This is a genomic window from Paenibacillus sp. FSL L8-0494 (assembly GCF_038003695.1).
Lineage (GTDB): Bacteria > Bacillota > Bacilli > Paenibacillales > Paenibacillaceae > Paenibacillus_AQ > Paenibacillus_AQ odorifer.
Genome location: NZ_JBBOPQ010000001.1, coordinates 4,201,629 through 4,224,158, shown reverse-complemented (window position 1 = coordinate 4,224,158; position 22,530 = coordinate 4,201,629). Strand labels below are relative to the sequence as shown.

General features: G+C 44.3%; 20 protein-coding genes. 19 read left to right on the top strand and 1 reads right to left on the bottom strand.

All coding sequences use genetic code 11. The annotated features are described in order from the left end of the window. From NYE35_RS19130 to NYE35_RS19100, 7 genes are all read left to right on the top strand, one after another. Positions 1-597, top strand: coding sequence for a dipicolinate synthase subunit B (locus NYE35_RS19130; protein WP_036688443.1), 597 nt, complete (start codon positions 1-3; stop codon positions 595-597). Positions 598-857: 260 nt separating this feature from the next. Next, positions 858-2,081, top strand: a complete 1,224-nt coding sequence (dapG, locus tag NYE35_RS19125) for an aspartate kinase (protein WP_036688442.1) — start codon at positions 858-860, stop codon at positions 2,079-2,081. A 16-nt stretch (positions 2,082-2,097) separates the two neighbouring features. Beyond that, the gene (gene dapA, locus NYE35_RS19120; protein WP_036688439.1) at positions 2,098-2,973 is read left to right on the top strand and encodes a 4-hydroxy-tetrahydrodipicolinate synthase; all 876 of its coding nucleotides are present in this window, start codon (positions 2,098-2,100) and stop codon (positions 2,971-2,973) included. Between the two features lie 508 nt (positions 2,974-3,481). Further along, on the top strand, positions 3,482-5,161 hold the full coding sequence (locus NYE35_RS19115; RefSeq protein ID WP_036688436.1) for a ribonuclease J: 1,680 nt from the start codon (positions 3,482-3,484) through the stop codon (positions 5,159-5,161). 214 nt (positions 5,162-5,375) lie between these two features. Then, complete coding sequence (locus tag NYE35_RS19110) at positions 5,376-6,143, top strand: ClpP family protease (RefSeq protein ID WP_076140992.1); 768 nt, start codon at positions 5,376-5,378, stop codon at positions 6,141-6,143. Continuing rightward, on the top strand, positions 6,140-6,352 hold the full coding sequence (locus NYE35_RS19105) for a YlzJ-like family protein (protein ID WP_076100399.1): 213 nt from the start codon (positions 6,140-6,142) through the stop codon (positions 6,350-6,352). Before NYE35_RS19110 ends, NYE35_RS19105 begins: the two co-directional genes overlap by 4 nt. 78 nt (positions 6,353-6,430) lie before the next feature. Next, positions 6,431-9,091: an FtsK/SpoIIIE family DNA translocase gene (locus NYE35_RS19100; RefSeq protein ID WP_341121900.1), complete on the top strand. Its 2,661-nt coding sequence runs from the start codon at positions 6,431-6,433 to the stop codon at positions 9,089-9,091. Positions 9,092-9,181: 90 nt separating this feature from the next. Here the strand turns inward: NYE35_RS19100 and NYE35_RS19095 are convergent, their stop codons facing one another. Continuing rightward, positions 9,182-11,146 (bottom strand): ABC transporter substrate-binding protein, encoded by a 1,965-nt coding sequence (locus NYE35_RS19095; protein ID WP_076275234.1) that lies wholly within the window; start codon positions 11,144-11,146, stop codon positions 9,182-9,184. 172 nt (positions 11,147-11,318) lie between these two features. Between NYE35_RS19095 and sleB the strand changes: the two genes are divergently transcribed. From sleB to recA, 12 genes are all read left to right on the top strand, one after another. Next, entirely contained in the window at positions 11,319-12,185 is an 867-nt protein-coding gene (sleB, locus tag NYE35_RS19090; RefSeq protein WP_036688421.1) for a spore cortex-lytic enzyme, read from the top strand. A gap of 176 nt (positions 12,186-12,361) precedes the next feature. After that, entirely contained in the window at positions 12,362-13,600 is a 1,239-nt protein-coding gene (gene yfmF, locus NYE35_RS19085) for an EF-P 5-aminopentanol modification-associated protein YfmF (protein ID WP_256717312.1), read from the top strand. 2 nt (positions 13,601-13,602) lie between these two features. Next, positions 13,603-14,883 carry an EF-P 5-aminopentanol modification-associated protein YfmH gene (yfmH, locus tag NYE35_RS19080; RefSeq protein WP_038571902.1) on the top strand — a complete coding sequence of 427 codons (1,281 nt, stop codon included), beginning with the start codon at positions 13,603-13,605 and terminating at the stop codon, positions 14,881-14,883. Beyond that, positions 14,884-15,651, top strand: a complete 768-nt coding sequence (gene ymfI, locus NYE35_RS19075) for an elongation factor P 5-aminopentanone reductase (protein WP_036688412.1) — start codon at positions 14,884-14,886, stop codon at positions 15,649-15,651. Between the two features lie 137 nt (positions 15,652-15,788). Further along, entirely contained in the window at positions 15,789-16,052 is a 264-nt protein-coding gene (locus NYE35_RS19070; RefSeq protein ID WP_036688409.1) for a DUF3243 domain-containing protein, read from the top strand. A gap of 177 nt (positions 16,053-16,229) precedes the next feature. Then, on the top strand, positions 16,230-16,997 hold the full coding sequence (locus tag NYE35_RS19065; protein ID WP_036688406.1) for a DUF3388 domain-containing protein: 768 nt from the start codon (positions 16,230-16,232) through the stop codon (positions 16,995-16,997). 93 nt (positions 16,998-17,090) lie between these two features. Continuing rightward, positions 17,091-18,023 carry a helix-turn-helix domain-containing protein gene (locus NYE35_RS19060; protein ID WP_036688403.1) on the top strand — a complete coding sequence of 311 codons (933 nt, stop codon included), beginning with the start codon at positions 17,091-17,093 and terminating at the stop codon, positions 18,021-18,023. A 79-nt stretch (positions 18,024-18,102) separates the two neighbouring features. Continuing rightward, a complete protein-coding gene (locus NYE35_RS19055; RefSeq protein WP_169744781.1) occupies positions 18,103-18,264 on the top strand; it encodes a hypothetical protein in 162 nt (53 codons plus the stop codon). Between the two features lie 210 nt (positions 18,265-18,474). Next, positions 18,475-18,966: a YajQ family cyclic di-GMP-binding protein gene (locus tag NYE35_RS19050; RefSeq protein ID WP_036688400.1), complete on the top strand. Its 492-nt coding sequence runs from the start codon at positions 18,475-18,477 to the stop codon at positions 18,964-18,966. Between the two features lie 155 nt (positions 18,967-19,121). Beyond that, entirely contained in the window at positions 19,122-19,709 is a 588-nt protein-coding gene (gene pgsA, locus NYE35_RS19045) for a CDP-diacylglycerol--glycerol-3-phosphate 3-phosphatidyltransferase (protein WP_036688397.1), read from the top strand. A 108-nt stretch (positions 19,710-19,817) separates the two neighbouring features. Further along, the gene (locus NYE35_RS19040) at positions 19,818-21,104 is read left to right on the top strand and encodes a competence/damage-inducible protein A (protein WP_341121898.1); all 1,287 of its coding nucleotides are present in this window, start codon (positions 19,818-19,820) and stop codon (positions 21,102-21,104) included. 300 nt (positions 21,105-21,404) lie between these two features. Continuing rightward, positions 21,405-22,469 carry a recombinase RecA gene (gene recA, locus NYE35_RS19035; RefSeq protein ID WP_036688391.1) on the top strand — a complete coding sequence of 355 codons (1,065 nt, stop codon included), beginning with the start codon at positions 21,405-21,407 and terminating at the stop codon, positions 22,467-22,469. Positions 22,470-22,530 lie beyond the last annotated feature (61 nt).

Genomic DNA, 22,530 nt, shown 5'->3' with positions numbered 1-22,530 from the left:
ATGGATTGGCACGGAAAAACAGTAGGGTATGCGATCACTGGATCTCATTGCACTTTTGCTGAGGTAATGCCACAAATTCAGCGCTTCGTAGACGGGGGAGCAAACGTAGTACCTATAGTTTCAGCATCTGTACTAGGAACAGACACCCGCTTTGGGACATCGCAAAATTGGTTAAAACAGTTGAAAGATATAACAGGGAATGATATCATTTCTACAATTGTTGAAGCGGAGCCGCTGGGTCCTTCCAAGCTGCTGGATGTGCTGACAATAGCACCTTGCACAGGAAATACAACGAGTAAACTGGCTAATGCCATGACGGATAGTCCCGTGCTAATGGCAGCTAAATCGCAGATGCGCAACGGACGTCCACTAGTTCTAGCGATATCTACAAATGATGGATTGGGCCTAAATGCCGCAAATATTGCTAAGCTTCTGGTGGCTAAACATATTTATTTTGTACCATTCGGTCAAGATAACCCTGAGGGTAAACCTAACTCGCTCGTGGCACGCATGGATCTTATCCCGGAAGCTTGCTATGCCGCTTTGCAAGGTAAACAACTACAGCCGATGATCATCGAACGGTTTCATTCAGCATAGAAAATTAACAGAGCTCGGCTGATTTTGTTGTGGACAATAAAAGGGGAGATGCACCAAATGAGCAATGAGAAGTGCCAAGATAACGTAGTGGAAACAGCTAAGTTCATTGCTATCAAAAAAATATAAGCAATATTGCTACCGTCCTCAGGTTCGAGGGCGGTACAGCCATTTAACAACTTACTTAACGAATAAGCTCACGTACCGTAATCTTTTCACGAATGATTAGTGTGTTTGCTTTGATAATAATGGGGGAATTATACATGGGTATTCTGGTACAAAAATTCGGAGGAACATCGCTATCCACACCGCAAGCTAGAGAACACGTAATCCGCAATGTCAAAAGAGAGCTGGCAAGTGGCTACAGTCTTGTTATTGTTGTATCGGCCATGGGCCGTCGCGGAGAGCCTTACGCAACAGACACTTTGCTGGATTGGGCCGTGCAGAACGGAGATGCACTTCCTGACCGGGAAAAAGATCTCCTGATGTGCTGCGGTGAAATTATTTCAGCTACTACTCTATGTGGGCTGTTGGAGAATGAAGGTATCGCTTCTACAGTATTAACGGGAGCTCAGGCAGGATTTCTGACAGACAGCAACTATGGCAATGCCAGAATTCTGGATGTACGTCCGGAACGCATTCTCCGTGAGCTGCGTGAGGATAAAGTGGTTATTGTTACCGGGTTCCAGGGCCAGACTGAAGCGGGTGATTTAACAACTTTAGGCCGTGGCGGTAGTGATACCTCTGCCACAGCACTTGGTGCTGCTCTTCATGCTGATATGGTGGATATTTATACGGATGTTAACGGGATACTTACAGCTGATCCACGGATCGTTGAAGATGCTAAGCCATTAACTTACGTTAGTTATACAGAAATTTGCAATATGGCTCATCAGGGAGCAAAAGTCATTCATCCACGTGCGGTTGAGATTGCTATGCAGGCACAGATTCCAGTTCGTGTTCGTTCAACCTTTTCAGAAGCTGAAGGTACGCTGGTTACGAATCCAGAAGGATTTAACGATATCCAAGCAGGGGGTATTGTGGATCGATTCGTTACAGGGATTGCTTATGTCAGCAACGTTACACAGATTTCTGTGGAATGCCCGGACGGTAACGGAACCGGAGTGCAATTGCAAATCTTTAAGAGTATGGCAGATAACGGGATAAGCGTTGATTTTATTAATGTAACACCTACGGAAGCTCTTTATACGGTTTTTGATGACAAATCAGAGAAGGCTATTTCTGCTCTGCAACAGCTGGGTTTGCGACCTAAGAGTTTATCGGGTTGTGCCAAAGTTTCTGTTATCGGGGGAGGAATTAACGGTGTGCCTGGTATTATGGCGCGCATCGTTGAGGCGCTTAGCTCGCAAAACATTCAAATTCTACAATCCGCAGATTCGAATACAACGATATGGGTGCTTGTGAAAAAAGAAGATATGGTGCAGTCCTTGCGTTCGCTGCATGCTATGTTTGAATTGCACCGCTGACAAGGAGGAATTCAAAGTGGATTTCGGAAGATTAATAACAGCCATGGTAACCCCTTTTGATGGGGATGGAGAAATCAACTGGGATGTAACTTCACAGCTTGTCGATTATTTAATTGAGGTACAGAAATCAGAGGCTTTGGTTGTCTGCGGAACGACAGGGGAATCGCCTACGTTAAGCGATGAGGAAAAGTTGCAGCTGTTTTCTTTTGTGCTGGAAAAGGCGAATGGACGTTGTAAAGTTATTGCTGGAACTGGCAGCAATAACACGAAACATTCCATTCATCTGACGAAGGAAGCAGAGAAAATAGGTGTAGATGGAGTGCTTTTGGTCGTTCCTTATTATAATAAACCGAATCAGGAAGGTCTTTATCAGCATTTTTCCACGATTGCTTCAGAGACTTCATTACCAGTGATTCTATATAATGTTCCAGGTCGAACAGGTGTAAGTATGAGCGTGGCCACTACCCTGCGACTTGCTGAGATTCCGAACATCATTGCTACGAAAGAATGCGCGTCTGTGGATCAGGTAACACTTATTGCCTCTGCTTGTTCAGATGATTTCCGTGTATATACAGGTGATGATGCCTCGGGTCTTGCCAGTCTGGCTGTTGGTGGATACGGAATTATAAGTGTATCTAGCCATGTGGTTGGTGCGCAGATGTCAGAAATGATTTATGCTTATACCTCCGGCAATGTTCAGCTTGCTGGAGAGATTCATCGCCAGCTGTTCCCGATTTTTAAAGGAATGTTTGAATGCCCACAACCGCTGCCCAATCCATCAGCAGTAAAATATGCTTTAGGACTCAAGGGGATCCCTGTGGGCGGAGTCAGATTGCCACTTATTTCGCCAACGGAAGCGGAAGCGGCTTTTATTGAAGGACTATTTCACTAAGAATTAATCATTGATGATGAACGTTCTAAACCGGCTACTCTATTGGGGGAGCCGGTTTTTGCATTTATATTTTTTTTCTGAAATATTGAGGCGAATTTAAGGAAAGAATTTGGATACGAGGCGGATGACTTGTCTTTTGCCAAAAAAATCATGTATAATGATCTTAAGTGACTGGGTGCGGTTAAAATTAAATATGCGGTAATCTTCCGTCAATGTAATACATTGTGAGACAGGATAGGTCCCAAGATGAGTCTGTTTAAATAAATGACATGTCTTCGCGCGAGGGGCGCGACGGTGAATTTTGACGGCGTTTGTCCGCTTCAATATGAACTTTACTGCCCGGAATCGGGAGCTTTCGCATTGCGCATTTTACAGATTTCAGGAATTTCCTTGTTGATTGGAAGTTATTAGCTGTTTGAAGAATGTGTTCAGCGCCGCTGAAATAATCGAAGTTCGATATTTACCAATAAAAGTATGACGTCCAACATCATAGGAGGGTTAGATTCATTTGTCCAAAAAAAACAACAACGATAAATTGACGATTTTCGCATTGGGCGGAGTCGGAGAAATCGGGAAAAACATGTATGTTATTCAATACGGAGCTGACATTGTAGTCGTGGATTCGGGACTCAAGTTTCCGGAAGAGGATATGCTCGGTATTGACATCGTAATTCCTGATATCTCGTATTTGACAGAGAACCGTGACAAGGTAAGAGGTATTGTGCTTACTCACGGACACGAGGATCACATCGGTGGTCTGCCTTATGTCCTGAAGAATTTGAATGTTCCAGTCTATGGAACAAGATTAACTTTAGGCCTTGTAGAGAACAAATTGAAGGAAGCGAACCTGCTGGGTGACACCAAACGGATTCTGATCAACGAAGATTCAGAAATTCAATTGGGGAACTCACTTAAGGTAACTTTCTTTAGAACCAATCACAGCATTCCTGATTCCGTGGGTGTATGCATTGAGACTCCGGAAGGAAATGTTGTTCATACGGGCGATTTCAAATTTGACCACACCCCAGTCAACGGTCAATTTGCAAATCTGCATCGGATGGCAGAGATTGGCCAAAAGGGCGTGCTTGCTCTTTTGTCGGATAGTACGAATGCTGAGAAACCAGGCTTTACCCCTTCTGAGAAGAATGTCGGTATTGTGCTGGAAGATATTTTCCGCAAAGCTGAGCAACGTGTCGTTGTAGCAACTTTTGCTTCCAATGTGCACCGTATTCAGCAAGTGGTTAATGCAGCAGAATCCACGGGTCGTAAGATTACAGTAATTGGCCGTAGTATGGTTAACGTTGTATCTATCGCTTCTGAGCTTGGGTATCTGAACGTACCTGACGGTATGCTGATCGAACCGGAAGAAATGAATAGAATGGCAGCTAATCGTGTCGTTGTTCTTTGCACAGGCAGCCAAGGCGAGCCAATGTCTGCATTGACACGTATGGCGCGTTCCAGTCATCGTAAAGTAGATATCCTGCCAGGCGATACCGTTATTATTGCGGCAACACCTGTACCAGGTAATGAGAAATATGTAGGCCGTACCATCGATGAATTGTTCCGTCTTGGCGCTGATGTGATTTACAGCGGTTCCAACTCCGGCGTTCACGTATCCGGTCACGGTAGCCAAGAAGAACTTAAGCTTATGCTCAACCTCATGAAGCCGAAATTCTTCATTCCGATCCACGGTGAATTCCGCATGCAACGCAAACATGCTTTGCTGGCAGAATCCGTTGGCGTAGATCCACAGAACATTTTCATCACTGAAATCGGTGAAATTGTTGAGATCCAAGGCGGTGCCGCTCGTAAAGCTGGTAAAGTAACGGCTGGTAACGTATTGATTGACGGACTAGGTGTAGGCGATGTGGGTAACATTGTATTGCGTGACCGTAAGCTGCTGTCTCAAGACGGTATCTTGGTTGTCGTGGTTACACTTAGCAAACAGAATGGTGCCATTGTTTCTGGACCTGACATCATTTCACGTGGTTTCGTTTATGTTCGGGAGTCCGAAGGACTGCTCGACGAAGCTAACCGAATTGTATCCAGTACATTGCAACGCCTGATGAGTGAAAAAGTAAATGAGTGGGCTTCCCTTAAAACAAGCGTAAAAGATTCGCTGGGCCGTTTCTTATATGAACAAACGCGCCGCAGACCGATGATTTTGCCAATTATCATGGAAGTGTAAGGAGAGTTTCTCCTTCAATGAATATATAGCTAGGGCTGAGCCCCTTTTCCCCGGAAATATTGGACGGTTTCCTCGGGAGAAGGGGTTTTTGCATGTCATAATTACTTCATAAGCTGAAAATTGCATAAGGCAGCACCCTGAAATGTCATACTAAGGATTGTTAGTAAGGCAACAGCAGACTAAGAGCTGCATATGACAAGGGAGAGCTGCGAAGATGAACTACATCGAAGGATCAAATGGAGCAAAAAATGAGGAAGTTGTCCCAGGAGAAACTAATCCGAATCCTAATGAAAATATGCCGCCCACTGCAATGGGAGCGATTAAGGAGCTTGGACAAACGGTAGTCCCAAGTGGAGAGCCTGATATTTTTTGCTTAACGATTATTGGTCAGATTGAAGGACATATTGTAATGCCTCCACAGAACAAAACAACAAAGTATGAGCATATCATTCCACAGCTGGTGGCTGCTGAGCAGAATAAAAACATCAAAGGTCTGCTTATCATTTTAAATACGGTAGGTGGAGATGTAGAAGCGGGATTAGCAATTGCGGAAATGATTGCATCCCTCTCCAAGCCAACGGTAACCGTGGTCATTGGAGGCGGGCATAGTATCGGGGTGCCGATTGCGGTTTCCTCCACTTATTCGATTATTGCCGAAAGTGCAACGATGACGATTCATCCGATTCGTATGAATGGTTTAGTGATCGGAGTGCCGCAAACGTTCGAGTATATGGAGAAAATGCAGGAACGTGTCGTTAAATTTGTGACTTCCCATTCGCGTATTTCTGAAGAACAATTCCGTGATCTCATGTTTAAGACAGGTGAGCTCAATCGTGATATCGGGACGGCTGTGGGGGGCTTGGATGCCGTTAAATATGGCCTTATGGATGAGGTCGGCGGGATCGGAGCGGCTCTAGCGCATCTCAACCGAATGATCGGCGGGGATTTCTCTGCATCGACTCCAGGAGGGATTACGCAATGACACTGTACACAGTAGTTGCAATGGAACAGGTGTGGGAGGGGGCATTTAACAATTATGCAACAACCCGAGAAGTGAGTGTGCAGGGCATGCTGATGCAGGTTGAACCGATGGAGGAAGGGCGTGCGCGGATCGTGAGATTATTGGATTGTCCACTGAACCGTTATCTAGATCCGGCGTTCTCTCCAGGTTCGATAATTACATTAACATAAAGATTCAATTTCTGACAAAAGAGAACATAGGTACGCCACGCCATTATATGGTATAATGTTGTTCCGGGGGTGGCTGGCGTGGCTAAACGAAAAAAGAAGAAGAAAAAAGCGCTGCTCGGCAGCGTTTTAAAATATGAAATATATGGAATTTTATTAATAACTATTTCCGTCATTGCACTGTCTGGTGAAGCAGCCGTAGGGCGCTCACTTTCAAGTATGGCGGGTTACTTATTAGGGAGATTTTATTTTGTGTTGCCGCTTGTCGGCATTTTTTATGGACTCATGGTTATGATCCATCGAAGATGGCCTTCCTCGTGGAACAGCAGGCATACTGGCGTGCTTCTGCTTCTGTTGTCAATGTGCCTTATGAGCACAATATCTGCAATGGAGCAGAAGCTTGGCCCGTTGTCTTTGTTACATCCTGGCAATGTAATGACACAAATACATAATGATCTTTCGGGATCACTTTCACCTGGCTCGAACGACAGCAATGTCTATATGCTGGGTAAGGATATAAGCGGAGGTTACATCGGCGGGTTGGAGTATGCAGCGCTGTTATGGCTTTTTGGCAGTCTGGGCGCTAAGCTGCTTATGATCGTCATGCTGGCGATCAGCTTTATGCTAATTACCAACTTGTCATATGTAGAGATTTTTACGCTTTTGCGAGTGCGCTCGGTTAAGTTTGTGGAGGGGATTCGTCTCCATGCTGCAAATCGCCCGAAGGCGGTCCCAGTAGCGGCGAGACCATCTAGAGCGTCTGCTCCAGCTAAAGCTCGGCAGGTGAAGCAGCCTGTCTATGATGACGAGGATGAAGAAGACGAAGACGATCGGTATCTGCCTAATCGCAAACAACCTGTCCTTTTGAAAAAAATATCTGGCTGGTTCTCAGGTTCCACGCGTTCACAGGTGGAAGCAGATCCTGAGGATGACGATCAGGGTCCAATTGTGACAAGTGCTTCGAGCGGTCCGATTATTTCGGGATTAACACCAGATAGCCGTGTAATTCCATTAGAGGATATCGATCATGATTTTGACGATGCGGATCTGGATATTGAACCTGTGACGCCTATTATTCGAGATTTCTTTGAACATATCCGTTCAGAAGGTTTAAACGAAGAAGATCGGGAAGAGTGGAGTGAATTCTCACCCGCAGCTCGTGGTGAAGCAGCTAAACCTGCTGTAGCCGGAGCTAATGCCGTTAAGCAGCAGCCTACGGATGAGTCTGAGGAGAATGTAAGTATTGACTTGGAAGGCCTGCTAGGTGCTTCTCCAGATGGAGAGATTATTCCCGCTCCTCCAGCACCACCGCCACCGAAGCCATATAAGCTGCCATCGTTCCGTCTTTTAGCCAAACCTAACAATGGTGGCAAAGCTGGAGATCAGAATGATTATATGCAGACAGCCCGTAAATTAGAAGCAACACTTGAAAGCTTTGGGGTACGAGCTAAAGTGCTGGAGGTAGTAAGAGGCCCAGCTGTTACAAGATATGAGATACAACCGGATATTGGGGTTAAGGTTAGCCGTATTGTAAATCTGACGGATGACATTGCCCTTGCACTTGCAGCCAAAGACATTCGGATGGAAGCACCGATTCCGGGTAAATCTGCGATCGGGATAGAAGTTCCGAACTCTGAAGTGTCTATTGTTACCATGCGCGAAGTTATGGAAACACAGATTTTTCAGGAGGCTGAATCCAGATTATCGATTGCTTTTGGCCGTGATATTTCCGGCCAGACCATTATCGGCAATCTGGCTAAGATGCCCCATTTATTGGTGGCCGGTGCAACTGGCTCCGGTAAATCAGTCTGTATCAACGGGATTATAACAAGCATCTTATACAAAGCTAAACCTGATGAGGTCAAATTCCTCATGGTCGATCCTAAGATGGTCGAGCTGAATGTGTATAACGGAATTCCCCATCTTTTGGCTCCGGTTGTCACAGATCCAAAGCGGGCAAGCCTAGCCTTGAAGAAGATCGTAGTCGAAATGGAGAAGCGTTATGAGCTATTCTCCAAATCGGGAACACGGAATATGGAAGGTTATAATAAGCTAATGGCTGAGAATCCAGCGGCTATTCTACCGTATATCGTTGTTATTGTGGACGAGCTTGCGGATTTGATGATGGTTGCAGCCAATGATGTTGAGGATGCGATTTGCCGACTTGCACAAATGGCGCGGGCGGCAGGGATTCATCTAATTATCGCTACACAACGTCCTTCAGTAGATGTCATCACAGGTTTAATTAAAGCTAATATTCCATCCCGGATCGCTTTTGGCGTATCGTCCAATGTGGATTCACGTACCATTCTGGATATGCCCGGTGCAGAGAAGTTGTTAGGCCGAGGTGATATGTTGTTCTTACCAATGGGCGCATCTAAGCCTATTCGTGTACAGGGAGCTTTTATGAGTGACCAAGAAGTAGAGACTATTGTTCAATATGTCAGCAGTCAAGGTGAAGCCGAATACGATGAGTCCATCGTTCCTGAAGTGGATGATACAATCACTGAGGATCAGGAGCCACAGGATGAATTATACGAGCAAGCCGTACAAATTGTACTAGAGGCTAAGCAGGCTTCAGTGTCGCTGCTGCAGCGTCGTATGCGGGTCGGTTATACCCGTGCAGCCCGGTTGATTGACTCTATGGAGGCTCGTGGGGTCATCGGTCCTTATGAGGGCAGTAAGCCGCGTGAGGTGCTGATGTCACTTGAGCAATATCAGCATAACAAGATCAGCTCCTAAGCTGGAGAAGCCCGTCGAAACCTTCAATAGACAGTAAAAGAGATGGCCACTTTATGAAGTGGACCATCTCTTTTTTTGTATCTTGAGTACTTATTTGACTCTTGGCGCAGCAAGCAAAGCTTCAACAATATAATCCAGTTGCACATTTAGAGAATAGATATCACTGTAATAACCTAAGCCAAAATCGATCTCCATCAAACGGCCTTCTTTCACGGCAGGGATATTGTTCCAAATTGGGTTTTGGGTCAGATCAGCCATACCATCATAAGAGGAGCGGAAGATATAGTCACCACTGTATTTGCCAAGGACTTCAAAGGATACGGATTCCCCATCCGCACCAGTCGCCGTATCTATTTTCTGTTGAATGATGTCCGGCGCCTTCATGCCTAAATATTCATAAATGATTTGTGAACCACGTCCGAATTGTTTGCTCGCCACAACAGCCATGCTGTTGTCTTTTCCACCTTCCATGATGGATATTGTGTGATCAAGAATACCAGCTTCTTGCAGCTTTTGTTTGCTGACCTCAACTTTTTTATGGAAATCAGTAAATAATTCTTTTGCTTGATCTTCTTTGCCTACGACTTGTCCAATAAAGGACACCCGTTCTTCTGTTGACATTTTTTCATACGGAACTAAGACTGTTGGCGTAATTTGGTGAAGGGCTTCATAAGTTTCCTCTGACGGCACGATGATAAGATCGGGATTTAGAGCAAGGATTGCTTCAGGGCTAGCCTCAAACCAGGTGCCAAGCTTTTGCACATCTTTTAGCTCATCTTCAAATGCAGCACCCTCGGATACATCGGATACACCTATAGGTTTAATGCCGAGAGCCAGTACATCACCGAGCAAATAAAGAACTACAACTCTTTGTGGACTAGCGGGAACGGCAATGTCTCCTTTAACTGTGGAAATTATCCGGGTTTGTGCTTCGACAGCAGCTTTGTCTGTATTTGCCCCTGTACTTGTTTCTGCTGAGGGGGTGGGTTTCCCATTGCTTGATGCATTTGAATTTGTGGTTCCCGTGGAACAAGCGCTTAACACTATGGTAAAGCATAATAACAGGGTGAGCAGTAATGATGGTTTGGCATTTCTAAACATTGGTAATTCCCCTTCTCCGTTATATTGATAATGATTATCATAATCAATATAACGGAGAGGTTGTGTTCGGGCAATGTCAATTTGTGCACCTTGAGATGGCATATCACGCCAACTGGATTGGGTGATAACTTTATTTTTGTATCGGACAGGGGAGATTCCGTAATATTTTTTAAACATTTTTCCTAGATAATAGCCATCAGGATAACCTACTGCAATTGCGATGTCATGCAAGCTGGCCTCTGTGTTCAGGAGCAATATTTTCGATTTTTCCATGCGGATGTTGATTAAGTACTGAGCAGGGCTAGTCTGCAGCTGTGTTCTGAATAATCTGGATAATGTTCTAGGGCTGCTGTTTACCGCTTTAGCTAATTTTTCAAGAGAGAAGGTTTCCTTATAATAAGTCTGCATATAGCGAATTGCTTGATCTAGCGGATCAGGTTGAATTAACTGTGTTTCCAGCGTATGCAGCTGCCTGAGCATCTCATAAATCCATTGATAAAAAAGTGTTTTGACATGCAGCCGATCCAAAAGCCCTATTTTGCCCCAATCAGTAAACATGTTCTCCATCTTATCAAATAAGGGCAGTGGACTAGTAGGCGTAAATCCATATTGGAGATTAAAGGGATTATTGTGTTCCATGATTGCTTTTAGATTGTTGCGTGAGGCGAGTGAAAGGTTTGCTTTATATAAAATTAAGTAATACTCCAGTAGTTCCTCCGTGCGTAAAAATTGAATGTTCATTCCTTTTCCACCATGAAGGATATGAAAGTTGCTGATCTCGTGCGGGACCTCGTCAATTAGTATTTCGGCCTTGCCGTTTATGATCAACAAGAATGCACTTGAGGGCAGCTGATAATGTGAATTCAGATCACCTGATCGTTGAAAAGTATGGCGTATATCAATAATTTCTATTAATGCGTGGTTCCACAATAACATGTGGTCCTTTAAATTCATGATTAATATCAACTCCAACGTTTTCTTATTTCGATTATAGTTGATAATCATTCTCAATTACAATGAAATGCTATTACTTCTTTTTTAGTAATGCATAGGATGTCCTGACAGTCGTCATAATAACTTTAGCCATTCATGCAGAACTCACAAAAGAAAGGTAGAGCGAACCCCTATGAAGAAACATAAGTTGTGGATCTTTGCTTCTTTAACCCTTGCACTTGCTGCCGCACCGTTTGCAGGAATGTTGCTCCAGGGTAATGGCATAGTACAGACCAAGCAAAGTGCTGCTGCGTCATTTGTCCATGAACTAAATCATCCTGAAGAAGAGGCCTTGCCTGCCTTCAGCACGACTCCGATTAAACTCGGTTCTTCTGGTCAGGATGTTTATGAGTTGCAAGGACGTTTAAAACATCTGGGCTTTTATGAAGGGAAAATAGACAGTCAGTTTGGTCCGAAAACGAAAAATTCAGTAACGTGGTTTCAATGGAAGTTTGGAATGAAGTCTGATGGCATCGTAGGCGCTAAGACTAAGCTGAAATTGTATAACGCAACTAAGAACTGGAAGCCGACAGAGTCTGCTTCAGCAACCGGAAATAATACAGCAAACAACAACACCGGTAACAAAACAAATACAACCAATAATTCGGATTCAGCGTCTCTGTCTTCAGGGAATACGATGGGATTATCAGAAAATGATCTCAAAATCATGGCTAATGCCGTCTATGGTGAGTCGAGAGGCGAACCTTTCGAAGGTCAAGTTGCTGTTGCTGCAGTAATCTTGAACAGGGTAAAATCTCCGAGCTTTCCTAATACACCGTCTGGCGTTATTTTTCAGCCGGGAGCTTTTACAGCTGTAGCTGACGGGCAGATTTATTTGGAGCCAAATGAGCAGGCACGAAAAGCAGTGCAGCAAGCGCTGAATGGCTGGGACCCTTCGGGTGGATGTTTGTATTATTTCAACCCTAAAACGGCGACCTCCAAATGGATTTGGACTCGTCCACAGGTCAAGACTATCGGCCAGCATATTTTCTGTATGTAGATAAGTAAAGAAGTAAATCCAGAGAGCAACCGGGAAGAGGCATCCGGTTGCTTCCTTACTTTGGAATGGTTTAGAATGGTTATTAATTCATAAACATGTTAATGAGCAACTATCCACGCGGTAAAGGAGTTTTGGACTTGACTAATAATGTATTTCAGCATGGCAACGTTGCGGGTATGCGTATTCACGTGATGCCTACCAAGGCGTTCAAGACCTACGCCATCTCACTTTATGCCGGCGTCCCACTTAATGAGGATACGGTCACCCCTACAGCACTTGCTCCATTTGTGCTCCGCAGAGGTACCGCTTCTTACCCAGAGACTACTCAATTCCGCGAGCGTTTGGAGGAGCTGTATGGCGCTGGATTTGGTTTTGATATTTATAAAAGAGGCGATTATCAGATTGTTCAGTTTCGCATGGACACCATTAATGACTCCTTCGTGCAGAGTCAGGAGAGCTTGCTTGAACAATCCTTTGCTTTTCTAGGAGAAGTCCTGACCCGTCCATTGGTCGAGGATGGAAGCTTCCGTCCTTCCTATGTTGCAACAGAGCGTGAAACAGTGCGCAAGAAGCTGGAATCTATCGTAAATGATAAGATTCGTTATGCAGCGGAGCGCTGTATCGAAGAAATGTGCCGTAACGAGCCCTATCGTCTTCATCCACTGGGTCAAAGAGCGGATTTGGACCGGATTACCCCAAAAAGTTTGTACGAATCCTATAATTCATGGCTGGATGGAGCTATTTTGGATCTCTATGTAGTGGGAGATACGACTACTGAGGAAGTTGAAAAGCTTGTGCAGCATCACTTCGGACGCATTCAGTCGGAGGTGGGCTTATATAGCTCCAAGTTTGTTCCAGTATCCGTCAGCGAGGTAAGGACGGTAGAGGAGAAGCTGGATGTCAGTCAGGGCAAGTTGAACATGGGTCTGCGCACATCAATTACGTATAAGGACGATACATATGCGTCCGCACTTATGTACAACGGAATATTAGGAGGGTATCCACACTCCAAACTCTTCGTCAATGTACGGGAGAAGGCCAGTCTTGCATATTATGCTTCTTCACGCTATGACGGTCACAAGGGGATTGGAACGATACAATCAGGCATCGAAACGCAAAATTACAACAAAGCTGTTGAAATTATAGAGAAACAATTGGAAGAGATGAAAGCTGGCAACATCAGTGATCTGGAGTTAAGCCAGACCAAAGCCATGATCCGCAATCAGCTTTCCGAGATTCCGGATTCTGCTTTTGAGATGATCTCTTACGACTTCAACCGCCAGTTGTCAGGAAAAGAACGGACAGCGGATCAGCTGCTAGAAGAGGTGGAACAAATCGGTGCAGGGGAAGTAAAAGCCGCAGCGGAGACCTTTCAGCTGGATACGATTTATTTCTTGACAGGGAAGGAGGAATAGAGATGGAACAGATTCAATACGACAGACTTCAAGAGACCCTTTATCATGAGGTGATGGATAATGGGCTTCAGGTTTATGTATTGCCAAAACCAACATTCAAAAAAACTTACGCCACATTTGCAACTAAATACGGTTCTGTAGATAACCATTTTCATGTCGCAGGTGGAGAAGAGACCACTGTTCCTGATGGTATAGCTCACTTTTTGGAGCACAAAATGTTTGAAGAGCCAGAAGGCGATATTTTTGCCACTTTTGCCTCAAATGGAGCTTCAGCTAACGCTTTTACAAGTTTCGATCAGACGGTTTATCTTTTCTCGGCAACAGAGAACATAGAAACCAACCTTAGTACACTCGTTGATTTTGTGCAACGACCTTATTTTACGGATGAGAATGTAGAAAAGGAAAAAGGGATCATTGGTCAAGAAATCAATATGTATGCAGATAATCCAGACTGGCGTGTGTACTTTGGCCTTATTGAGGCGATGTATTCGAAACATCCGGTTCGGATTGATATTGCCGGAACTATAGAATCAATTAGTACGATTACGAAAGAAACACTGTACACTTGTTACAACTCTTTTTATCATCCCAGCAATATGCTGTTGTTCGTAGTAGGTGGTGTGGATCCGGAGAAGGTATTCTCCTTGATTCGCAGCAATCAGCAGGGTAAATCTTATGGTAAACAAGGTGAGATTAAGCGTATTTTTGAAGAGGAGCCGGAACAAGTCGCTACGAAGCGCTTGGAAAGTAAACTCGCCGTTTCGATGCCTAAGATTATGTTTGGATTTAAGGAAAAAGTTGATGGTCTTACAGGTGAAGCTGCGCTTAAGCGTGATCTGGCCACTAAGCTTATGCTTGATTTGCTGGTTGGCAGCAGCACAGCGTTGTACCAAAAGCTCTATGATGAAGAACTGATCTCTGACAGCTTTGGTCATGAATTTAATAGTTCAGAACAATATGCTTTTTCAGCTATGGGTGGAGATACCAAGGACCCTGATTTGCTTCTAAAACGAATAAAAGAAGAAGTAGATCAGATCTTAAAGTCTGGCTTTGCTGAGAAGGATTTCGAGCGGGCACGGAAAAAGAAAATAGGCGGATATTTGCGCATGCTGAACTCCCCTGAAAGTATCGCACATGAATTTACACGTTACCAATTCCGCGGTGGTGACCTGTTTGAAGTTCTGCCTATTTACGAATCGATTACTTTAGCTGAAGTGAATGAGCGTTTACATGCCCATGTAAATTGGGAGCAGCTCGCTGTTTCACTAGTGGTGAGTCCTTAAATGGCGCTTTTGGGAGAGAGCAACAAACCTTTAGGAGAAATGACAGTTCTGGTGACAGGGGGCAGCGGGGGAATCGGTGGCGCCATTGCTGAACGGTTTGCCTCTGTAGGCATGAATATTGTTATTCACTACAAGCACTCACATGAAGCTGCTAATGATGTCGCTCGGCGTTGTATGGCCCTTGGAGCAAAGGTAATGACTGTAAATGCGGATATGAAGGATCGCAGTCAGATTGTACGAATGGCGGAGAAGCTTGAAAGTAATGGAATGCAGCCAGATATTCTTGTTAACAATGCCGGTAAATCTCATTACGGGATGCTGGCTGATGTGAGTGAAGAGGAATGGGACGATATTATGGCCATTAACTTGAAAGGTACCTTTATGTGCAGCCAGATTTTTATGCCGTACATGGTATCCCAGCGTTATGGCCGAATCATCAACGTTTCTTCCGTGTGGGGAATATCGGGAGCCTCTTGTGAGGTCGCTTATTCAGCCAGTAAAGGCGGAGTAAATGCTTTTACTAAGGCGTTAGCCAAAGAATTAGCACCTTCTGGCGTAACTGTGAACGCGGTAGCTCCAGGAGCGGTTAATACGAATATGTTGTCTAACCTACAGGAGGATGAAGTCCGGATGCTGGAGGATGAGATTCCGGCGGGACGTTTGGCTACTCCGAACGAAATCTCTTCATTGATTTACTTTTTGGCACTGCCAGAATCCGGGTATATTACTGGGCAGATCATTAGCCCTAACGGTGGCTGGATTACGTAATGCTTAACTTGGAGAAAAGCTCCAGCATAAGAAGCTATCGTCTGAGACATATTATAAGTGTTGTTTTTTAATCTCTCGTAAGGCGGCTTACAGCCTGTATGCAGGTGTTCGACCGTAAACATGAAGGAGGATTTAAGATGACACAAGACGATAGCGTAATCAAAAATTTTGACACCTGGAAGAAATTCCTAGGTAAACGGGTTGTACAGGCGGAGAAACTTGGGATGAGTCAAGACACAATCTCAAAGCTGGCTTTTGAAATCGGGGAATTCCTTGATGAAAAAGTGGATCCAGCAAACACTCAAAACCGTGCGATCAAAGAGCTATGGGATGTCGGCAACGATGAAGAAAAGCAAACGATTGCTAAACTCATGGTCAAGTTGGCGAAAGACAACGCCTAAGCTTGCGGAAAAGCTCCCCCTGTGGGAGCTTTTCTGCAATTATTACAGGACTGACCTTGCCTTTCATTTTTATTTTATATATCATTAACATGACCCGTGTAAAAGACCGCTTTGCCGGGGCAGCTTTTTTTGCTGTATTGGCAAAGGGTAGGGAAAAGGAATCTATGAGGTGTACAAGTGGAATATAAACAGTGGTATATGGAATACAAGATTCACAAGAACAGACCCGGTCTGCTTGGTGATATCGCTTCAATGTTAGGGATGCTGGAAGTTAACATTCTGACGATTAATGGAGTTGAAGGAAAAACTCGCGGAATGTTGCTGGAGACCAATGATGATGAGAAAATTATGCTGATGGGCGAAATGCTCAAAAAAGTTGATAATATTACAGTTTCAGCTCTGCGGTCTCCTAGGCTCGTGGACAAGCTGGCTGTGCGCCATGGGCGATATATTGAACGGGATTCAGATGATCGGAAGACGTTTCGTTTCACCCGTGATGAGTTAGGTCTATTGGTTGATTTTCTCGGTGAGCTGTTTAAAAAAGATGGGAATCAGGTTATAGGACTGCGTGGTATGCCCCGTGTAGGAAAGACGGAATCCATTATAGCTGGCAGTGTCTGTGCTATGAAACGCTGGACATTTGTCTCGTCCACACTGTTGCGGCAGACGGTGCGGAGTCAATTGGCTGAAGATGAGATGAACCCACATAATGTATTTATTATTGATGGTATAGTTAGTACGATCCGCTCTAATGAGAAACATTATAATTTATTACAAAATGTTATGAGCATGCCAAGCACAAAGGTTATAGAGCATCCAGATATTTTCGTACGCGAATCTGAGTACAGTTATGATGACTTTGATATTATTATTGAGCTGCGGAATAATCCAACTGAAGAAATCTTGTACGAGTCGTTTACGACGAGCTACAGTGATGATTTATAGAACACAAACAATGAAGAATACACTTCCGAGCATGTTTATTTATAAAGCTGGTTAAGGAAGTTTACATTCATAGAACTTACAGGAGGTGATGGTATGTCGGAACTGGGCCGGCAATTGAAAGAGGCACGTCTGCAAAAAGGGATGAGTCTTGACGATGTCCAGGAAGTAACAAAAATTCGCAAAAAGTATTTGGAAGCCATCGAGTCTGGAGACTACAAGGTGCTTCCAGGAAGTTTTTATGTGAGGGCGTTTATCAAAACGTATGCAGAAGCAGTAGGCATGAGTCCTGACGAACTGCTCGAGGAGCATGGGAACGTACCTGCACCACCCGCAGACACGACCATGGAGACGGTGATTCAAAAGCGCAGCCGTAGACCCGAAACCGAACGGAATGCAAAATGGCTGCCAACGGTGCTAATGTGGACATTCCCTATATTGATTATTGTAGTGATTTACATTTATGCTTCTAGTTTAAACAAAGCAGACCCTGATCAAGTTGATCAAACAAATATCACCAATAATGTGCAGGATCCTAATACAGCACAAACTTCTCCACCCGCATCAGGAGGCGGTGTTGTAGCGCCTACTTCCTCGGCAGGTGCTGAAGCAACTACAGAGCCAACTACGGAGCCTACGCCAACACCGACACCAACGCCGACTCCTCAATCTATCACGGTTACACCAGATGGGAAGTCAGGCAAAACAACGAAATTTAAGGTCACAGCTCCTGCCGGAAGCGAAGTTAAGGTTGAGATTGTTGCATCCGGAGTAAGCTGGCTTGAAGTTTACAAAGGCGAGAACTCTAAAGGTGAAAAACTCTCCTTCGGAAATACAGCTGCAGGAGAAACTATGAGCTTCGTTCTTGGTAGTGAGGGCATGTATATTAAGTCTGGGTATTCCCCAGCAACTGAGATTACCGTAAATGGTCAAGTAATCACGGATGAGAAGACTTCTTCACGTCTCCTGCTTAATCTTGACGACGGTTCTGGAAGTGAAGGTACCCAAAGTGAAGGGACAGGCGAATAACAAATAGGATGTATAGACTTTGGCTTTAGGGAGAACATAAGACTGTTTTCAGTTTTAGCCAAAGTGAGGTGTACATCTTATGACAGTTAGCTGGATTGTAGCTGGCCTTGGGGTTGTTGTCAGTCTCATCGGATACTATTTGACACCAGGTGCTTGGGGATACGGAATTCTCGGATTCGGTATTGCACATATTGTGCTAGGAATTCTGGATATGTTTCGTAATCCGGTCCGAAGCAGATAGAAGCTGTAGAAATGAACGTCTCCAACGGCGTACTTCCGGTGGAGACGTGTTTCTACCCTTTGAACCAAACTCACTCGAAGGAAAAGCTCCACTTAGTGGGGCTGTTTTCTATGTCGGGTGAGCTACATAATGATTTATCCAAAATTAGACTTAATAGTACCATTCTCTTATAATAGTAGCAGACTAATTGTATAAAGGACGTGGAGTTTAATGAGTTCAGAATGTTCATTTGATATTGTATCCAAAATGGATATGCAGGAGTTAACGAATGCTATTCACCAAACAGAGAAAGAGATCGACAACCGCTTTGATTTTAAGAACAGCAAAAGCAGTCTGAAGATGGAGAAAGACGCACTTATAATCGCCTCTGAAGACGAATATAAGCTAAACGCTGTTATTGATATTTTACAATCAAAGATGGTGAAAAGAGGCATCACCCTAAAGAATCTGGACTTTGGTAAAGTAGAACCGGCTTCCCTGGGATCTGTACGTCAACGTTTAGGGCTTAAGCAAGGCATTGATCAGGAGAATGCGAAAAAGATTAATATTCTGATCCGTGATTCAAAATTAAAGGTGAAGAGCCAGATCCAAGGGGATCAAATTCGTGTAACCGGCAAGAGCCGCGATGATTTGCAGCAGATTATTCAGATTTTGCGTAAAGCTGATTTGCCGCTGGATCTACAATTCATGAACATGAAATAGAATTTTGTGCCCCGCAGTGCTTATTAGCACTAACAACGCGGGGTGCTTTCTGTTTTTTTGACACCTATTTATTGCTATAATATACTTGCTTAAGTAGAAATGGATTAGCCTGATTTAGGCAATTTGTATGAACGATTTAGGGGAGGAAAACTTCAGTGAATTTGCCCAACCGCATCACGCTAGCTCGTATTTGCCTGATCCCGATTATGATGTTTTTTTTACTGGTGGATTTCAGTTTTTATCCAGAACCGATACATTGGGGCTCGTTTCAGCTATCTGTTAATCATTTGGTAGCAGCTGTAATCTTTTTGCTTGCGGCCAGCACGGATGGAATAGACGGCTACATTGCTAGGAAATATAATATGGTCACCAATCTCGGTAAACTCCTTGATCCACTTGCGGACAAACTGCTGGTATCTGCAGTTCTGATTTCACTTGTGGAGCTGGGCAGATGCGATTCATGGATTGCTATTGTAATCATCAGTCGTGAGTTTGCAGTCACCGGACTTCGCCAGATTGCATTGCTAGAGGGAAAAGTGGTTGCCGCCAGCAAATGGGGCAAGATAAAGACGGTTGTACAAATTGTTGCGATCTCACTGCTGTTGTTGAATAATTTCCCATTTCAATTTGTCAGTATTCCTGTAGACGATATTGCTATTTGGGCCGCAGCGCTGATCACTATTTATTCTGGAATTGATTATTTTGTGAAGAATAAGGATCTGCTACAGCTGCATAATGCGTAAGAATGTAAGCTGGACATACAAGGAAAGGTAATAGGTGAAGCACCTATTACCTTTTTTGAAATCTAAAAGCAGTGTACCTACATTATAACTAGGAGGCGAAAGCCAGGTATGAAAGCGGAGATTATTGCAGTAGGGACAGAGCTTTTGCTCGGTCAAATCGTGAATAGTAATGCCCAGTTTTTGTCTATAGAGCTAGCTGCCATCGGGATCGATGTATACTTTCAAACTGTTGTCGGTGATAACAGCAGCCGCCTGCAGCAAGCCATCGAGATCGCTCAGAGTCGGGCCGACGTTATTATCTTTACAGGCGGAATTGGCCCCACTGAGGATGATCTGACTAAAGACGCACTGGCTGCATCGCTAGGTAGAACGCTCCACATTGATCGTTTGGCGATGGATCATGTACAACGTTTCTTTGATGATCGTAAGATCGTTATGACCGAAAATAACCGCAAACAGGCACTTATAATTGAAGGAACTACACCGTTGCCGAATGAAATCGGTCTTGCGGTTGGGATTGCTTTTGAGCATGAGAAGAAATATTATATTGTGCTTCCAGGTCCACCTCGTGAGATGAAACCGATGTTCGTAGATAAAGCAGTACCGTGGCTACAGCAGCACGCCTTGACGAACGAAACACCGCTTTATTCAAAAATGCTCAAATTTGCCGGCATCGGAGAATCACTGCTGGAGGACAAGCTCATTGAGCTGATTCGCAGTCAGACTGATCCAACGATTGCTCCGTATGCCAAAGAGGGAGAGGTAACTGTTCGTATTTCGACAAAGGCCCCTTCTGAGCATGAAGCTACAAAAAAGCTGGAGATACTGGAACAACAAATCAAGGAGATTTTGCCGGAACATTTGTATGCGAACATTGATGTGCCGCTAGAGCAATTGATAGTGGATTGGATGGCGGATGCCGGCCTGACCTTAAGTGCGGCAGAGAGCTGCACCGGAGGTTTGCTGATGGAGAGTATAACAAATATTCCAGGCAGTGCTTCGATGTTTGCCGGCGGAATCGTCTGCTATTCAAATGACTTAAAGAAAAAGCTGCTGAATGTGCCAAGTGCTTATTTGGAGGGACACAATGCCCCTGGAGCCGTAAGCCGAGAAGTTGCCGAGGTGTTGGCTGACCAAGTGAGAATGATTGCAGACAGCGATTTCGGCTTATCTGTTACAGGTGTAGCTGGACCGGGTTATTCTGAACGAAAGCCTGTTGGACTTGTATTTATCGGCTTGGCTGAACGGGGACGTAAGACAGAGGTTTATGAGCTTAATCTTAAAGGTACGCGGGAAAATATCCGCTTACGAACAGTTAAGGCTTTGCTGTATCGTCTCTGGCGGAGACTTGAGGAACGCAAGGTGGAGACACCTCTTGAGGGTTCAGACTTGTAATGGGAGATTAGCCCAGTTATAATAAACACATACGGAAGAACCGTGGCACTGAGATTTCTTTGCTGCGGTTTTTTGTATATTTGCAGAGATTTTGATCACGATGCTTTCTCATGATCATAAGTCGTTGATGTCCGGTGAAGTGGAGAATTTAATTAACTTCTATCTCCGGAGGGAGGCTTACAATAAAAGGGATAAATAACGCCCAAGACAAAAAAAACGAATGTATGTTCGAAAAAAAGCTTGGCAAGACCTTAAAAACACGTTATTATATTACTATAAACAGTGAAGGAAGTGGTCTGATTGTCAGATCGTCGTGCAGCGCTTGATATGGCGCTTCGTCAAATAGAAAAACAATTTGGTAAAGGTTCGGTAATGAAACTGGGAGAATCCACGCATATGCAAGTGGAAGTTGTACCTAGCGGATCTTTGGCACTTGATATTGCGTTAGGTATAGGCGGACTTCCAAAGGGACGTATTATTGAAGTATACGGACCGGAATCTTCAGGTAAAACAACAGTTGCTCTTCATGCTATTGCAGAAGTGCAAAGACAAGGCGGACAAGCTGCTTTTATCGATGCCGAGCATGCGCTTGATCCGAAATATGCACGTAACTTGGGCGTAAACATCGATGAATTGCTGCTTTCTCAGCCAGATACGGGTGAACAAGCGCTGGAAATCGCCGAAGCACTTGTTCGTAGTGGAGCCGTTGACATTATTGTCGTTGACTCCGTTGCTGCTTTGGTACCTAAGGCTGAAATTGAAGGCGATATGGGTGATTCCCACGTCGGACTGCAAGCTCGTTTGATGTCTCAAGCACTTCGTAAGCTTTCTGGTGCCATTAGCAAATCGAATACGATTGCTATCTTTATCAACCAGCTTCGTGAGAAGATCGGTGTTATGTTCGGTAACCCTGAGACAACTCCGGGTGGTCGTGCATTGAAATTCTACTCCTCTGTACGTTTAGATGTACGTCGCGTAGAGAGCATCAAGATGGGGAACGATGTGGTTGGTAACCGTACTAAGATCAAGATTGTGAAGAATAAAGTAGCCCCTCCATTTAAACAGGCTGATGTTGATATCATGTATGGTGAAGGGATTTCCAAAGAGGGAAGTCTTGTAGATATCGGTACTGAAATGGATATCGTGAATAAGAGTGGTGCATGGTATTCCTACGAAGGCGAGCGTCTCGGCCAAGGTCGTGAGAATGCTAAGCAGTTTTTGAAGGAACATCAGGATATTGCCCTTATTATTGAGAATAAGATCCGTGAAGCAAGTAATTTATCCACTATTGTTGCTGCGCCGAATAATGATGAGATTGTTGCAGAGCAAGAGGAAGAAGAAAAATTGCTCCTCGAAATCGAATAGTATATTAAACAATAGGACGCCCTGTGATTGATTGTTGCAGGGTGTCTTTTCTTAACAAGTA

Excerpts from the sequence above, each read along its gene's own strand:
- NYE35_RS19130 (WP_036688443.1), top strand. The coding sequence starts at position 1 with ATGGATTGGCACGGAAAAACAGTAGGGTATGCGATCACTGGATCTCAT.
- dapG (WP_036688442.1), top strand. The coding sequence starts at position 858 with ATGGGTATTCTGGTACAAAAATTCGGAGGAACATCGCTATCCACACCG.
- NYE35_RS19110 (WP_076140992.1), top strand. The coding sequence starts at position 5,376 with ATGAACTACATCGAAGGATCAAATGGAGCAAAAAATGAGGAAGTTGTC.
- NYE35_RS19105 (WP_076100399.1), top strand. The coding sequence starts at position 6,140 with ATGACACTGTACACAGTAGTTGCAATGGAACAGGTGTGGGAGGGGGCA.
- NYE35_RS19095 (WP_076275234.1), bottom strand. The coding sequence starts at position 11,146 with ATGAATTTAAAGGACCACATGTTATTGTGGAACCACGCATTAATAGAA.
- sleB (WP_036688421.1), top strand. The coding sequence starts at position 11,319 with ATGAAGAAACATAAGTTGTGGATCTTTGCTTCTTTAACCCTTGCACTT.
- yfmF (WP_256717312.1), top strand. The coding sequence starts at position 12,362 with ATGCGTATTCACGTGATGCCTACCAAGGCGTTCAAGACCTACGCCATC.
- yfmH (WP_038571902.1), top strand. The coding sequence starts at position 13,603 with ATGGAACAGATTCAATACGACAGACTTCAAGAGACCCTTTATCATGAG.
- ymfI (WP_036688412.1), top strand. The coding sequence starts at position 14,884 with ATGGCGCTTTTGGGAGAGAGCAACAAACCTTTAGGAGAAATGACAGTT.
- NYE35_RS19070 (WP_036688409.1), top strand. The coding sequence starts at position 15,789 with ATGACACAAGACGATAGCGTAATCAAAAATTTTGACACCTGGAAGAAA.
- NYE35_RS19060 (WP_036688403.1), top strand. The coding sequence starts at position 17,091 with ATGTCGGAACTGGGCCGGCAATTGAAAGAGGCACGTCTGCAAAAAGGG.
- NYE35_RS19055 (WP_169744781.1), top strand. The coding sequence starts at position 18,103 with ATGACAGTTAGCTGGATTGTAGCTGGCCTTGGGGTTGTTGTCAGTCTC.
- NYE35_RS19050 (WP_036688400.1), top strand. The coding sequence starts at position 18,475 with ATGAGTTCAGAATGTTCATTTGATATTGTATCCAAAATGGATATGCAG.
- NYE35_RS19040 (WP_341121898.1), top strand. The coding sequence starts at position 19,818 with ATGAAAGCGGAGATTATTGCAGTAGGGACAGAGCTTTTGCTCGGTCAA.